A 14,435-nucleotide genomic window follows, 5' to 3' on the forward strand; every position below is an offset into this window, starting at 1 on the left:
CATATTACCTCTAAAGGAGACATATATCCAGTCATTTCTCGATTATTTTGAAGATATTTTCGATAATTCTTCGCTTGCTAGAATGGCACAACCAATGGCATAGACAACTGTTACTGTCACACCATTTCCAGCTTGTTTATACAGTTGGGCATCGGAGTTTACTGCCTGGGCTTTCTCGAACAAATCATCCGAAAATCCTTGTAGGCGAAAACATTCTCTAGGGGTTAAACGTCTGATTTTTACAACGCGACTATTCCAAACCACAGCACCCATTTGACCACCACAGGATAGGTTATGGGCAATTCCCTTCCCAACTCTTGCTCGTCTCGTTGGAGAGTTGGGATAGGATAAATCTACTGAATCTCCTACCTCTGCAACTTGATAACCTTGCTTCGTACCATTTCTGACTTTGATGCCTTCGAGAACACCATGGCGGTCTTGAGAGGTCAAAGTGAACATTGGCTCATCCTGTTCCTTGAGCCTACGTCCATTTTGACGTTTCTTGATTCGATTGGGTGTTAGAATGGGTTGAATTTCGAGTACTCCAGAGTTCATGGCCGTCCTCTTTGTAGCTCCAGCAGTATATCGTGCAGTGATACAACGTGCCTCATCTGTCAACTTTGGTTCTGTCAAAGATTGGTCAATTAGATAAAGACCAGTCTTAGCACCCAGTCCCCCACCCTCACCAACAAGAGTTGTGGCAATTCCACTAGGGTCGTAGACACGGTAGCTTTGCATACCACCTACAAGTTGCTTAAGATGGCTACCGCTTTCTCCGCTGATAGGTAGTACTTTTCGTCGACCTCTGCTTCTAAGATGTCCGAGAGTGTAGATGCGTTCTCGATTTTGGGGAACTCCGTAGTCTTTTGAATTGAACACTTGCCACTCAAGGTCGTACCCTGCTTCATCCAAGATAGAGAGATAGTCGAGATAATCTCGTCCCCCGCCACTTGATAAAAGTCCCTTAACATTTTCAAGGAGTATCCACTCGGGTTTATCTTCTTCCTCTTGGCTTTGGAGGAGGTCAACAAATGTAAAAAAGAGTCCACTTCGTTCACCGTATAGTCCTGCTCGCTTCCCTGCGATAGACACATTTTGACAAGGGCTTCCCGCAGTCCATAAATCTGCTTTTGGAAGTTGTGTTGGGTCAATGTTTGTGATGTCGTCATGAAACCATTCTCCTTTCGTGTCATACATTGCTTCATAAGATTTTCGTGCAAACTTATCCTTCTCACAGTAACCGATACATTTGAAACCAGCTAATTCCAAACCACGACGAAAACCACCCACTCCTGCAAAGAAATCAAGAAAAGTTAAGGTCATACCGACTCCTCCATCATTAAATAGGCTTCATCAAAGGTCAAAGTCTGTCCATCTCGCAACACCGTCACGTTATGATTTCCTGTTGACTCTATATAACGTTTGACAATGACATCCACAAATTTCTCATCCAACTCAATGCCGTAACAAACTCGACCAGTTTGGTCTGCGGCCATTAGGGTTGAGCCAGAACCAAGGAATGGATCAAGAACAATCGTCCCACGCATGGATGAATTTTGAATAGGATAGGCCATGAGCGGAATGGGTTTCATCGTTGGATGGTCCTTACTGGATTTTGGACGGTCATATTCCCAAATGGTCGTCTGTTTACGGTCACTGAACCACTGGTGTTTTCCCTTTTGTTTCCAGCCAAATAGGCAAGGTTCATGTTGCCACTGATAGGGACTACGTCCAAGCACTAATGAGTTCTTCTTCCAAATGCAACATCCACTGAGATAGAAGCCTGCATCTTTAAATGCCTTACGGAAGTTCAGTCCTTCCGTATCCGCATGGAAAACATAGATGGAGGCATCAGCTTCCATATGTTTTTCTACCTGAGTGAACATATCAAAGAGAAACTGGTAAAAGTCACTATCAGGCATATTGTCATTGAGAATCTTTCCAGCTGTTTCTTCAACGTCTACATTATAGGGAGGGTCTGTCACAACCAAATTTGCCTTTTTATCACCTAACAGTTGGTCATATGTTTCAGCTTTCGTAGAGTCTCCACAAATCACTCGATGCTTACCAAGTTGCCAAATGTCCCCTCGTTTTGAGAAGGTGGGTTTCTTTAATTCCTCTTCTACATCAAAGTCATCATCTGATAGGTCTTTATCATGGACATTTGATAGGATATCGTCAATTTCTGGTGGTTCAAAACCAGTCAGGTCGAGATTGAAATCTGACTCCTGTAAATCCAAAAGCAAGTCCGCCAAAAGCTGGTCATCCCATTGACCGGTGATTTTGTTAAGGGCTATGTTTAAAGCCTTTTCATCTTCCTTGGATAAATCGACAATGACACATTTGGCAGTTTCATAGTCTAAGTCCTTCAATACAGTCAATCGTTGATGGCCACCAATAACTGTCAAATCTTTATTGACAATGATGGGGTCAACGTAGCCAAACTTGAGTAGGCTTTGCTTAATCTTTTCATACTCCTTGTCACCCTTTTTGAGTTTTTTCCGAGGATTATAAGAGGCTGGGTGTAATTCAGACAATCGAATCTCTCTAATTTCCATTGTTGGTTGACTTGTCATTGGTTTCTCCTTTATAAAAGCGTGATTGGATGTAACACGAATGGCTACAATATTTTCTATTTGGATTGGCATAAGATAAAAATGACCTGCCACAATGTTGGCAAGTCAAATCTTCATATGCAGTTTTTGATTTATCGTGTTCGTCAGAATGAGTTGTCCACCAAACCTTACGACATTTATCCGAACAGAACTTCTTTGGTCTACCTATTTTGTGTGTTTTAAGTACTTGATAACACTGAGGGCAACGAAGCCCATCATTCTGGTCGGATTTTGCCATCTGCTTTGTTGCCGCACCATGACCAAGCAATGCTGGATTTCGTTTACAGTATTTCTTAACGGAATCTCTAGATAAACCTGTAGCCTTTCCGATGAATCCATAACCAAGACCTTCTGCTCGCATTTTCCAGATTTGTTTGCGTTGACTTTCGTCCATTAGTTTTCCTTTCCAGCTAAAAAGGACTAAAAACAACTATTATCTACATTGTTTCTAGCCTTTTTCACTATTTTATTACCAAAATTACATACTAGGGAACGCTACATCCCCACATTAGAAACGTGATAACGGTGGGAAGAAACGTCAAAATGAAGCAATTTTAATGTACCCACTTGCGAATTTTGCGAAATTTCACGTTTGAGGGGGCGTCGGTCTTAGTCTCCCAAGGGTTTAGAGATTTCATCCCCCCTCCCCCAATGGATGAAAAATGAGATACTTTTGTAACGAAACTCCAGGACTAAAATCGATACGTATACTCCACATATCGGTCAGTCGTCTTGGTCTTTCTATCATGACAAGACTTACAAAGTGCTTGCCAGTTAGATTGATTCCAAAAGAGTTCTTGGTCACCTCGGTGGGGAGTGATGTGATCAACAACAGTTGCCTTGGTCAGACGACCTTTGGCTTTGCATTGAACACAGAGTGGATGAACTTTTAAGTAACGAAGTCGTGCTTTGTTCCACTGGGCATTGTATCCTTTTGCTTTGGTTGACTTGGCATCCAATTGGTTGTTTGCTTTATGGTTCGCACAATACTTCTGTCCATATGATACTAAGTTAGGACAACCATTTTGTTTACAAGGTGTACTTGGTCTTCGTGGCATTTTACTTCTCCCAAGGAAGATAGTCTTTCGTGAAATGCCCGAAGCAAGATGTTTTGGTGTAGTCTACATTCAAGAGATGAAGTTCCTTAATGATACCTTGTGGTGTTAAATCATACCGCTCACGAATCATTCCTTCCAGCTGTTTTGTGGTGTAACGACTGCTTCCAAAGGTTTCTACATACACCGACACTGGTTCTGCAACTCCAATGGCGTAGGCTAATTGTACTTCACATCGTTTCGCATACCCTTCTCTAACAATATCCTTAGCAATCTTTCGTGCCATGTATGCTGCGGAGCGGTCAACCTTGCTTGGGTCTTTTCCAGAGAAGGCACCGCCACCATGATGTGCGAAACCACCGTAGGTATCTGCCACAATCTTACGTCCTGTCACTCCTGCATCCGCAAATGAGCCACCAAGTACAAAGCGACCAGTTGGATTGACTAGAACTTTGAAATCTAGATTCTGACGGTAACGAAGTGCTACTGACATCATAGCTTCAGTCACAATTCGTTTCACTTTGGCTAGGTCAGCCGTTCCGATATGTTGGATGGAAACTAAGAAGGTGTCAATCCGTTTCTTCTCATAGTCGTAGGATACCTGTGCTTTTGCATCCTTTCCAAGTAAGGGATGACCAAGTGACATCAGTTTCTCAAGGACTCGAGTTGCTAAGACATAAGGAAGTGGCAGGTACTCCGGTGTTTCATCTGTCGCATAACCAAACATCAGTCCTTGGTCACCAGCTCCACCATTATCAACACCTTGGGCAATATCAGAACTTTGGAGTCCAAGTAGGTTAGTTACCCGAACATTCTTCATACCAAGTGGCTCGACAACCTGACGTACAATGTTCTCGAGATTAAAGTAATGTCTAGTTGAAATTTCACCAGCTACCACAACTTGGTTATCCTTGATTAAGGTCTCAACTGCCACTCGACTTGATTTGTCAAACTTGAGACACTCTGTCACAATAGCATCTGAAATCTGGTCACAGATTTTATCAGGGTGTCCAACCGACACTTGTTCACTAGAAATAATCATAATTCCTCCACGCAAAAAGCCCAACCTTTATGAGGCTAGGCTTTGGTTTATTTTACTGATTGACGGCCTGCTTCGTAGGCTCTCTCCAATGCTCTTTTGATTCCCCAAACCGAAACATCGTAGAAATCGAGGTTGTCGCTCCAGCGTTTTTCCAAGGTTTCAACTAGTAGTTCTTCTTTAGCAATCTCTGTTAAAAGGGCATTGAGTTTTTCTTCTTGGCGTTTTGTCATGGTATTGCTCTCCTCTTCTTTTGTTGTGTACATATTAACTCTAAAAAGGAGATATATCCAGTCATTTCTGAGTATTTTTTGTCTTTTTTGACACTTACAATTCTACCACAAATTTTGACAAAGTGAGGTCAATGTTAGGTCACACTTAGTGCAGGGGGAGGTCAGGGGGAGGTTACTGGTAGGTCAAGGGGAGGTCAATGTTAGGTCAGGGGGAGGTTACTTTTCCAAAGAAAATCCCATTTTCATATACACTTCCCTAACATGGTCTAAGACCTTACGTCGCCAATTTCTAACAGTACTTCGGCTAATATGAAACTCTCTCATCAAGCTATCCCAATTACTATCTGTCTTAAGCATGGATTGCGCAAAATCATATAAATCTCCCTTAAGAAATTTTAAAGCCATCTCAAAATTATCAAGGTCATTAGCCAATCGGATATACCGTTGCGATAAATCCGCCAATTGTTCCTCATTTTCCTGAATCATCTTCTCACGAAAATTCAGCGCAATCATCTCTGACCTTTGATTGGTAGGTGTGCTTTTAACTCTAGGTTCATCAGATTTTTCAAAAACGAGTGAACCAATAACCTCATTTTCTGTCACTGGTTTGAAATGTTCCAAACGATACTTTAACATCTCCAAGTCACTTTTGAGTTCATTGTAATTCGTCAGTATGTGCTCTGCCTTATCCATCTTTCCCTCCTACTTGTGCTCTAACAGCTGCAATCAGCCGTTCTTGTTGTGCATCTTTGTTTTCTAGTGCCTTGAGGATTTCCTCATCAATCGTTCCTTCAGTCACAATGTGTTGGATAACAACTGTCTCAGCCTCTTGACCCTGTCGCCAAAGTCGTGCATTTGTTTGTTGGTATAATTCCAATGACCAGGTTAATCCAAACCAGACCAAGTGGTGTCCACCTTTTTGGAGGTTCAACCCATGACCTGCACTAGCTGGATGAAGTATACCAACTGGAACATTTCCCTTGTTCCACTCACGAATATCTTCTTCTGTTTTCAGCACACGACTCTTTACCTTGAGTTTTTCTAAACGACCAATAATCCGAGCTAAGTCATGTTTGAACCAATAGGCAACTAAGATAGGTTCTCCATTTGCGGATTCAAGGATATCTTCAAGGGCATCTAGTTTCTGTTCATGAAGCGGCACGACTGTATGATCATCAGAATATACAGCACCATTGGACAACTGAACTAACTTGTTCGTCAGGCTTGCAGCATTTGCGGCAGTTACTTCTAGTCCGTCTAACTCTGACAATACATACTCTTTCTTAAACTGACTGTACTTTTCTTTTTCCTTTTCTGACATACGCACCAGTTTCTTGGTTGAAATCAATTCAGGCATATCCAGATAGTCTAGGGCTTTCATGGAAATGGTAATATCACTAATCTTGTCTTGAATTTGACACTCCGCATAATCCATAGGGATGTATTCATAAACAATGTTTCCATTGCGACGACCTTCTTCAAAGTAGCGACTACGAAACTCACCGATGAACCGACCAAGACGTTCTCCTCCGTCAATAACTTTAAACTCTGCAAACAAATCCATTAACCCATTTGAGCTTGGTGTTCCAGTCAAACCAACGATACGTTTCACGTAAGGACGCATTGCCATAAAGGCTTTGAAACGTTTGGACTGCCAAGACTTGAAAGAACTCAATTCATCAATCACTACCATATCCCACTTGAAGTAGGGACTACATTGTTCCACCAACCAAGGGAGGTTTTCACGATTGACAATATAGATGTCCGCATCTTTCTGAAGAGCTACTTTTCGTTGCTTAGGAGTTCCCACAATTTTCGAATAACGCAAGTGACGCAACTCTGACCATTGCTCAATCTCATCACTCCATACTGTATTTGCGACTCGAAGTGGTGCAACAACCAATACCTTAGTGACTTCAAACCTATCAAACATCAGCTCATTCACCGCAGACAAGGTTGTAGCCGTCTTTCCCATCCCCATGTCTAAGATGACTGCTGCATAAGGGTGACCTATGATGAAGTCCTTGACGACTACTTGATAGTTATGTAATGTCAATTTCATCTAGCACCTCTCCAATCATCTCAATGCGGTCAATCACATAAACCGTAAAGCCTAACCGCTCGAACAGTTTATATCTTGACACTTGTAACATCCTTGGCTTTTGGTCAGGAGCTTTTACTTCCACCAAGCCAAACTTGCCATTGGGTAAAAAAACCAACCTGTCTGGCACACCAGAAAAAGATGGTGATACCCACTTAGGACAAATGCCTCCTCGAGCTTTCACAGACCTCACCAGAGCTTGCTCAACGTACTTTTCTCTCATCGTTCTAAATCCTTTCATCAAATTGAAGTGTGTAGGTCTAGTGCAGTCATTTCCAAAACTCCTCTTATATGCTTTTTTTATAGTAATTTTTGCTTATAGGATAGTTTTAGAAAAGACCATAATAGACCTACACAAAATCAAAAAATGTCACTCATGTTGGTCGTTTCAATCATTTTTCCGAAACCTCATTAAAAATAAGTTCCAACAATTTAGTCAACGACCTACACACCTAAAATAGTCCATCACCTCTCTTGTGGAGGTAAGGTGGATAAAAATGTTGGTCATTAATCTAAGAAATCATAGCCATCATCGACCAATTTCAAACCAAGAATGAGGTTACCTTTACTTGTCCGTTTTCGTTTAAAACCTGCTTGATCAAGAGCAGAATAAAAATCTGTCGTACTGCGTGTGTACTCCATGTTTTTGGCGCAATAGGCACGATATTGACTGTAGAGCTCTCCTGATTTTTCTGTCAACTGATCACCAACTTGACAGCAGTCACTAAGGAAGTGTCCTAACCAATCATTGGCCTCACGATAGGCTTTGACGGAAGATGATACCGCAGTTGGTACTTTTGTTTTGAAGTTCGCTTTGATAGCTTTTTCTGCACCTTCGATAATCCAAGACAAAATTGCAGGTGCCGCATTGTCATACAAATGATCCGCAAAGTTTTTGATGTCAGAGCGACCAGTGATTTTAGCATTAAAGGGAATAACAACCAAACGTCGCCAAGTTCCATCATCGTTCGCACCTACTTTAGGCAGATGGTTGGTGTAAAGAACCAGCGTGTGTGACGGCACGAAGTGAAATGGATCCTTGTACTTTTTCTCAGCTTGGATTTCATCTGTTGAGGTAATCTGCTTAACAACAGCTGTATTGAGACGCATACCCTCAGCCATCTCAGATGCAATGACCAGACGTTTCCCTTTAAGCTCTGCAAGCTCAGGACTCACGTTACGCTTGTTTGACATGGTTAAAGCATCCGCAGATAATTTCCCTGAGTAGCTACCTAGCACACGAGCAATGGTATTCCAAAAAGTAGACTTGCCGTTCGCTCCGCCTCCATAGGCAATAATCATGTGTTCCTGATAGACCTTACCGATTGCCGCCATACCAATAATTTCTTGAACATAATCAATTAATTCTTGGTCATTACAGAAAAAGGTAGCTAAAGTTTCCTGCCATAATCCAACTCCATGATCACTAGGAGAGACTGCTGTCATTTTAGTTATATAATCTTCAGGATTGTGTTCTTGTGACCCGTTTATTCCTTTTCGTAAATCATAGGTAGCCTCTGGGGTATTGAGTAATAAGTCATCACTATCTAGTTCTGACAATTCTACTGAAAGCATCGGCTTTGCCGTATTATAGACAGCCATCAAATTCTTATAGTCACGATGTTTCATAACAAATTTATGGAACTCTTTAGCTGCAAGATAGGCTTTTAAATATTTCAATTGAAGTGGAGTTTCAACTGCATTTTCTAGTCGCTTTCCACCAGCCTTAATGGTCAATTCATCAATACCTGAATACTGAAGTTGTTTTTCTGTAGTTTCTAAGAGTGCATTCGCTTCAGCAAGTTGTTCATCAGTAAAGTGTACAACTGCCCCTAATGCCAACTGCTTGTTCTCACGCCAATACGTTCCATCGTAATAGAGATAATCTGTCGCATTGGTATAAGCTAATTTGTCACAATACTCACGAGCCAATACTCCTGCTTCACCGACATCGGAGTAGTCATCTGGTTTCAGTGTTTCTCGATTAAACTGTTCTGGTGAAACATAACCTTCAGAACTTTTAATGGTTTTATTGTAGAAACGTACTGCACTGCCCCAGATGGTATCTAACTCCGCTTTATCCAATGGTGGTTCACACTTTTCAGCTTGTTCATCAAAGCCATCCCTTGCTTCTTGTGTCACGCCTAGCCGTTTGAGAATTTTCGCAGCAAATACAGACATCGTTGAATTACGACTCCCTTGCTGGATTGGTCCACTTGGAGGAGTATAAAAGTCTGCATCGAAATCTTCCTCGTCATCAATAGATATAGCTTGAAACAAATCTTCATCAATAGTTAGCCATGAATCATGCCATATAACCTGAGCATTTGGATTTCCAAAGAAGAACCTTGCCGCATCCTTGGCATTATCATCAAAAAACTTGTATTGATTACAAAGTTCTTCCTTCATAGCTACGTAGAAATCTTTATCAGTTACCTCATTGATTTGGAAGTATATATGATATTTTGGTCTTGGAGCTTTTCCTGACTTTGCCTGCATATGACTTCGACTAGTTACCAAGGCAAAGTTATAATCCGCAAAGATTTCTTTTAAACTCTCTACAGTTATCCACTCATCTGGATTTTCAGTGTGGTCATTATCAATATCCATGACCAAAACGTCCGACTGAATGAAATTGGTATTTGAGCGTGTATTGTTTAAAAACAGCCCCGCCACATGGTCAAATTGCGCAACAGTTTGTAGCGATATTTCATCAGTAATAGTTACTTGATTGGGATAAACCGTGGTTGTCTGAACCCCAGTCTGTCCTGAATGAGCTAAGGTAAATTGCATTATGCACCCTCCATATTTTTGCAGTAATTTAGAAATATATCTTCTTAACTTACTAAGTAAGAATCTGACAAATTTTTCCACTCTTTCAGAAAAAAATTATTCAAAAAAATAGAAGTTTCCTATTAAATGCACAGGAAACTTTTTTGATATTCAAAAGTTTTTTCAAATCTAACGGAAAAACATCACTTGGTTCTACTTAGTAATGTGTAAGAGGTATGTCTAAAAAAAAATCTCTTACAAAGTGGAAAATTTAATAAAAACCTTACTTAGTAAGATAGGAGGACCAAATATGGTAAACGAACCATACATCAAACCTGATGAAGACGTAGCTGATACTCTCATCGCTATCAGCGTCATCTCAAAACTACTCGCTCGGAAAATTATGGAGGAAGAAAACAATGAGCAAAATGAAAGAACTGAATAGACTAATTCATGATATGGAAGAAACCGCAAAGTACTACCTTCGATTGGTGGATGAGTTCAAAAAACTCCTATCTACTGATGATGAAACAGTACCTAAATCAAATCCACCAAAAAATGAACCACAAAAGGAAATTCAATTGGAGGATGTCCGTGCAGTCCTTGCTACAAAGGCAAAAGATGGCTTTAAGAATGAGGTTCGTGCTCTTCTAAATGCTTACGGTACTTCTTCTCTATCAGCTCTTGACCCTAGACACTTTGCGGCAGTCCTTGAAGAAGCTGGAGGGATTGGAAATGACTAACCACGCCATTCTATCTGCTTCTGCATCACATCGATGGTTGAACTGCCCACCTTCTGTTCGGTTAACAGAAAATATGCCAGATGTAACCTCTGAGTTTGCCCTTGAAGGTACGGATGCTCACGAGTTGTGTGCTTATCTAGTCGAGAAAGCTTTAGGTAGGAATGCGCGTGATCCAACTGAGGATTTAGCATATTACAACGAGGAAATGCAGAATTGCGCAGAAGAATACCGCAACTATGTCATGGAACAAGTCGAGAAAGCCAAAGGCTACTCTCGGGACCCTACAGTTCTTGTCGAACAACGACTGGACTATTCTAAGTGGGTACCTGATGGATTTGGAACTGGAGATTGCCTTATTGTGGCAGACGGACTTCTTCAGGTTATTGACTATAAACACGGACTTGGTGTTCTAGTTGATGCAGACCATAACCCACAAATGATGTGTTATGCCTTAGGTAGCATTGAGATGTTTGATGGGCTTTATGATTTTGATAAAGTCACCATGACCATCTTTCAACCACGAAAACATAACATATCTACCTTTGAGATAGAAAAGACTGAGTTGCTTGAATGGGCTGAAAACGTGCTCGCTCCAAAAGCTGAACTTGCTTTCAAAGGTGAGGGGGACATGCAGTCTGGTAAACACTGCCAATTCTGTAAACTCAAGAATGTCTGTCGCAAACGTGCTGAGGATAATTTAGCTCTTGCCCAGATGGAGTTTGCGAATCCAGAAACACTAGACAACGAGGATATCACAGAGATTTTGCCTAAACTAGATTTGTTGATTTCATGGGCAAACGACATCAAAGCATATGCTTTAAATCAAGCGACCGAAGGAAATCACATCCCAGGATACAAACTGGTTGAAGGTCGCTCTGTTCGTAAGTTCTCAGACGAAGCTGCTGTCAGTCAGATTATGATTGAAGCTGGCTTTGACCCTTACGAGAAGAAACTGCTCACTATCACTGCTATGACCAAACTCTTAGGCAAGAAAACATTTAACGACCTACTTGGTAGTCTCATCATAAAACCAAGTGGAAAACCAACACTCGTTCCTCTTGACGATAGCCGTCAAGAGATGAACCTAGCAAAAAATGAATTTAAAGAGGAATAACTATATGACAACTAAAGTAATAACAGGACCAAACACTCGCTTCAGCTACTTAAATGCCAACGAACCAAAATCTATCAATGGTAGCACTCCCAAGTACAGTGCCTCACTCATCATCCCAAAAGAGGATACAGTCACCATTAACAAAATCAAGGTTGCTATTGAGCAAGCATACAAAGAAGGTGAGTCAAAACTCAAAGGCAATGGCAAATCTATACCTGCATTATCTACTCTGAAAACTCCCCTACGTGACGGTGACCTTGAACGCCCGGATGATGAAGCCTACAAAAATGCTTACTTTGTAAATGCTAACTCTCCACACAAACCTGGTGTGGTTGATGGCAATCGTCAAGAAATCATTGATACTTCCGAATTGTACTCTGGTATCTATGGTCGCGCTTCTATCACCTTCTATGCTTTCAATTCGAATGGTAATAAAGGTATTGCTTGCGGTTTGAATAACTTGCAAAAATTGCGTGACGGTGAACCCCTTGGTGGACCCACTCGTGCTGAGGATGATTTTGCGACAGAAGACGATGATGACTTTTTGAACTAGAAATGGAGAATTAGATTGATGATGTATACTATTTTAACTTGTACTATTATGAGCCTCTGGGTGCTTATCGGAATATACTTCGGCTATATGACCATTAGAGATGACATTCGAAATGAAATTGAACGTAGGGCTAAACGAAAAAAAGATAAACTTAGCCAAACACCACTCAGTCGAAAAAATAAATAGAACTCAAGGTGGCAGTACTTCTGTCACCTTTTTCAGAAAGGACAAACTATGCCAATTAGAGAACTCAGCATTGACATCGAAACCTATTGTGAAACTGACTTACGAAAATCTGGTGTCTATCGCTATGCGGAAGATGACAGTTTTGAACTCCTTCTGTTTGCGGTATCTGTCAATAATGGACCAGTTACTGTATATGACTTAACTAAGGAGAAATTACCACAAGACATTCTTGAAGCTTTAGTAGACGATAGAGTCATCAAATGGGCATTCAACGCTTCATTTGAGCGGATTTGTCTATCCAACTGGCTCAAGAAATATCATCCTGATTTATTATTAGATAGATTTTTATCTCCAGTTTCTTGGAGATGTAGCATGATTTGGTCTGCCTATTTAGGACTTCCACTCTCTCTTGAAGGAGTTGGAATAGTTCTCAAACTCAAAGACCAAAAGATGAAAGAAGGGACTGACCTCATTCGCTACTTCTGCGTACCTTGTAAACCTACCAAGGTCAATGGAGGGAGACTTCGCAACTTTCCACATCACGCGCCTGACAAGTGGGCTACCTTTATCGATTACAACAGACGTGATGTTGAGGTCGAATTGGCCATCAAGGAACGACTGAAAAACTTCTCCGTACCTGACTTTGTTTGGGAGGAGTACCATCAAGACCAAGTCATAAATGATCGCGGGATTGGAATCGATGTAGATTTTGTCAAAGCTGCTATTGCCATTGATGAAGAAAGTAAAGCTAAAATCCAAGAAGAACTAAAAGAGCTTACTGAACTTGAAAACCCAAATTCTGTTCTTCAGATGATTGGTTGGTTACGAGAACATGGAGTAACCACTGATTCTCTCGATAAAAAAGCTGTCAAAGAATTATTAAAGATAGTTGATGAAAAGACAGCTAAAGTCCTTAAGTTAAGACAACAGGCGGCTAAATCCAGCGTCTCTAAGTACCAAGCCATGATGAACTGCGTCTGTAAAGATAGCCGAGCTAGAGGGATGTTTCAATTCTACGGTGCTAACAGAACAGGTCGATGGGCTGGTCGCATCGTTCAACTACAAAACCTCCCACAGAACCACCTTCCTGACCTTGATGAAGCAAGAGAAATCTTCAAAACTGGTGACTTAGAAGCAACTGAACTTCTCTACGATACACAGGATACCCTGTCACAACTTATTCGGACTGCTTTTGTTCCAAGAGATGGTAAAAAGTTCATTGTGTGTGACTTCTCTGCCATTGAAGCTCGAGTGCTCTCTCACTTAGCTGGTGAGAAATGGCGGAGCAGAGTCTTTGAACAAGGCAAAGACATCTACTGTATGTCTGCTTCCCAGATGTTTGGAGTTCCAGTTGAGAAGCATGGACAAAACTCCGACCTGCGTCAGAAAGGAAAGATTGCCGAGTTGGCTTGTGGCTATGGCGGGTCAGTTGGTGCACTTAAAGCCATGGGAGCACTTGATATGGGACTTTCAGAGGAAGAACTCCAACCACTAGTAAACTCATGGCGACTAGCTAATCCGAATATCGTTCTCCTATGGTGGGATGTCGATAATGCTGTAAAGACTGCTGTAAAGGAACTAATTCCAACATCTACTCACGGTATTCAATTTGAAGTCAAAAGTGGCATATTGTTCATCACCCTTCCTTCTGGTCGCAAACTAGCGTATATCAAGCCAAGAATTGGCGAGAACCAGTTCGGTGGAGAGTCCGTCACTTACGAAGGAACTGGAACTGCAAAACGTTGGGAAAGGCTAGAAAGCTACGGTCCAAAATTTGTGGAGAACATTGTCCAGGCTATCAGCCGTGACATCCTTGCTTACTCTTTGAAACAACTGAGAGAGTTTAAAATTGTAGGCCATGTCCATGATGAAGTAATAATCGAATGTCCAATGGAACAAAAAATTGATAAGATTGCATCAATGATGGGTATTGCACCAGACTGGATGTCTGATATTAACCTTCGTGCCGACGGATACGAATGCTTATTCTATCAGAAAGATTAGCAAAAAATCGCCACCTCACA

15 protein-coding genes are annotated in these 14,435 nt (G+C 41.3%); 5 read left to right on the forward strand and 10 right to left on the reverse strand.

The annotated features are described in order from the left end of the window. Positions 1-42: 42 nt before the first annotated feature. The 10 genes from ACHBIF_RS02000 to ACHBIF_RS02045 form a co-directional block, all read right to left on the reverse strand. Positions 43-1,323, reverse strand: coding sequence for a DNA cytosine methyltransferase (locus ACHBIF_RS02000; protein ID WP_394718314.1), 1,281 nt, complete (start codon positions 1,321-1,323; stop codon positions 43-45). Beyond that, positions 1,320-2,576: a site-specific DNA-methyltransferase gene (locus ACHBIF_RS02005; RefSeq protein ID WP_394718316.1), complete on the reverse strand. Its 1,257-nt coding sequence runs from the start codon at positions 2,574-2,576 to the stop codon at positions 1,320-1,322. The genes ACHBIF_RS02000 and ACHBIF_RS02005 overlap by 4 nt, the downstream gene beginning before the upstream one ends. Next, complete coding sequence (locus ACHBIF_RS02010) at positions 2,548-3,009, reverse strand: helix-turn-helix domain-containing protein (RefSeq protein WP_394718318.1); 462 nt, start codon at positions 3,007-3,009, stop codon at positions 2,548-2,550. The genes ACHBIF_RS02005 and ACHBIF_RS02010 overlap by 29 nt, the downstream gene beginning before the upstream one ends. 298 nt (positions 3,010-3,307) lie before the next feature. Further along, the gene (locus ACHBIF_RS02015) at positions 3,308-3,673 is read right to left on the reverse strand and encodes an HNH endonuclease (RefSeq protein WP_394718320.1); all 366 of its coding nucleotides are present in this window, start codon (positions 3,671-3,673) and stop codon (positions 3,308-3,310) included. Between the two features lies 1 nt (position 3,674). Then, positions 3,675-4,712 (reverse strand): methionine adenosyltransferase, encoded by a 1,038-nt coding sequence (gene metK, locus ACHBIF_RS02020; protein ID WP_394718322.1) that lies wholly within the window; start codon positions 4,710-4,712, stop codon positions 3,675-3,677. A 47-nt stretch (positions 4,713-4,759) separates the two neighbouring features. Then, the gene (locus ACHBIF_RS02025; protein WP_014638129.1) at positions 4,760-4,942 is read right to left on the reverse strand and encodes a DUF6900 domain-containing protein; all 183 of its coding nucleotides are present in this window, start codon (positions 4,940-4,942) and stop codon (positions 4,760-4,762) included. 216 nt (positions 4,943-5,158) lie between these two features. Next, a complete protein-coding gene (locus tag ACHBIF_RS02030) occupies positions 5,159-5,635 on the reverse strand; it encodes a hypothetical protein (RefSeq protein ID WP_154803689.1) in 477 nt (158 codons plus the stop codon). Next, the gene (locus ACHBIF_RS02035; protein ID WP_394718324.1) at positions 5,628-7,004 is read right to left on the reverse strand and encodes an SNF2-related protein; all 1,377 of its coding nucleotides are present in this window, start codon (positions 7,002-7,004) and stop codon (positions 5,628-5,630) included. Before ACHBIF_RS02035 ends, ACHBIF_RS02030 begins: the two co-directional genes overlap by 8 nt. After that, on the reverse strand, positions 6,985-7,266 hold the full coding sequence (locus ACHBIF_RS02040) for a VRR-NUC domain-containing protein (RefSeq protein WP_336324005.1): 282 nt from the start codon (positions 7,264-7,266) through the stop codon (positions 6,985-6,987). The genes ACHBIF_RS02035 and ACHBIF_RS02040 overlap by 20 nt, the downstream gene beginning before the upstream one ends. Before the next feature lie 284 nt (positions 7,267-7,550). Next, complete coding sequence (locus ACHBIF_RS02045; RefSeq protein WP_394718326.1) at positions 7,551-9,836, reverse strand: phage/plasmid primase, P4 family; 2,286 nt, start codon at positions 9,834-9,836, stop codon at positions 7,551-7,553. Between the two features lie 289 nt (positions 9,837-10,125). Here ACHBIF_RS02045 and ACHBIF_RS02050 point away from each other — a divergent pair, with 289 nt between their 5' ends. The 5 genes from ACHBIF_RS02050 to ACHBIF_RS02070 all read left to right on the forward strand — a co-directional run bounded on the left by ACHBIF_RS02050 (position 10,126) and on the right by ACHBIF_RS02070 (position 14,415). Further along, on the forward strand, positions 10,126-10,260 hold the full coding sequence (locus ACHBIF_RS02050; protein ID WP_014636320.1) for a hypothetical protein: 135 nt from the start codon (positions 10,126-10,128) through the stop codon (positions 10,258-10,260). Next, positions 10,235-10,558 (forward strand): hypothetical protein, encoded by a 324-nt coding sequence (locus ACHBIF_RS02055; RefSeq protein ID WP_095456071.1) that lies wholly within the window; start codon positions 10,235-10,237, stop codon positions 10,556-10,558. The genes ACHBIF_RS02050 and ACHBIF_RS02055 overlap by 26 nt, the downstream gene beginning before the upstream one ends. Next, complete coding sequence (locus ACHBIF_RS02060) at positions 10,551-11,672, forward strand: DUF2800 domain-containing protein (RefSeq protein ID WP_394718329.1); 1,122 nt, start codon at positions 10,551-10,553, stop codon at positions 11,670-11,672. Before ACHBIF_RS02055 ends, ACHBIF_RS02060 begins: the two co-directional genes overlap by 8 nt. 4 nt (positions 11,673-11,676) lie before the next feature. Next, on the forward strand, positions 11,677-12,225 hold the full coding sequence (locus ACHBIF_RS02065; protein ID WP_394718331.1) for a DUF2815 family protein: 549 nt from the start codon (positions 11,677-11,679) through the stop codon (positions 12,223-12,225). 234 nt (positions 12,226-12,459) lie between these two features. After that, positions 12,460-14,415 carry a DNA polymerase gene (locus ACHBIF_RS02070; protein WP_394718333.1) on the forward strand — a complete coding sequence of 652 codons (1,956 nt, stop codon included), beginning with the start codon at positions 12,460-12,462 and terminating at the stop codon, positions 14,413-14,415. Positions 14,416-14,435: the final 20 nt, after the last annotated feature.

The sequence above is a fragment of the Streptococcus sp. A11 genome (genome assembly GCF_043674225.1).
GTDB lineage: Bacteria > Bacillota > Bacilli > Lactobacillales > Streptococcaceae > Streptococcus > Streptococcus suis_V.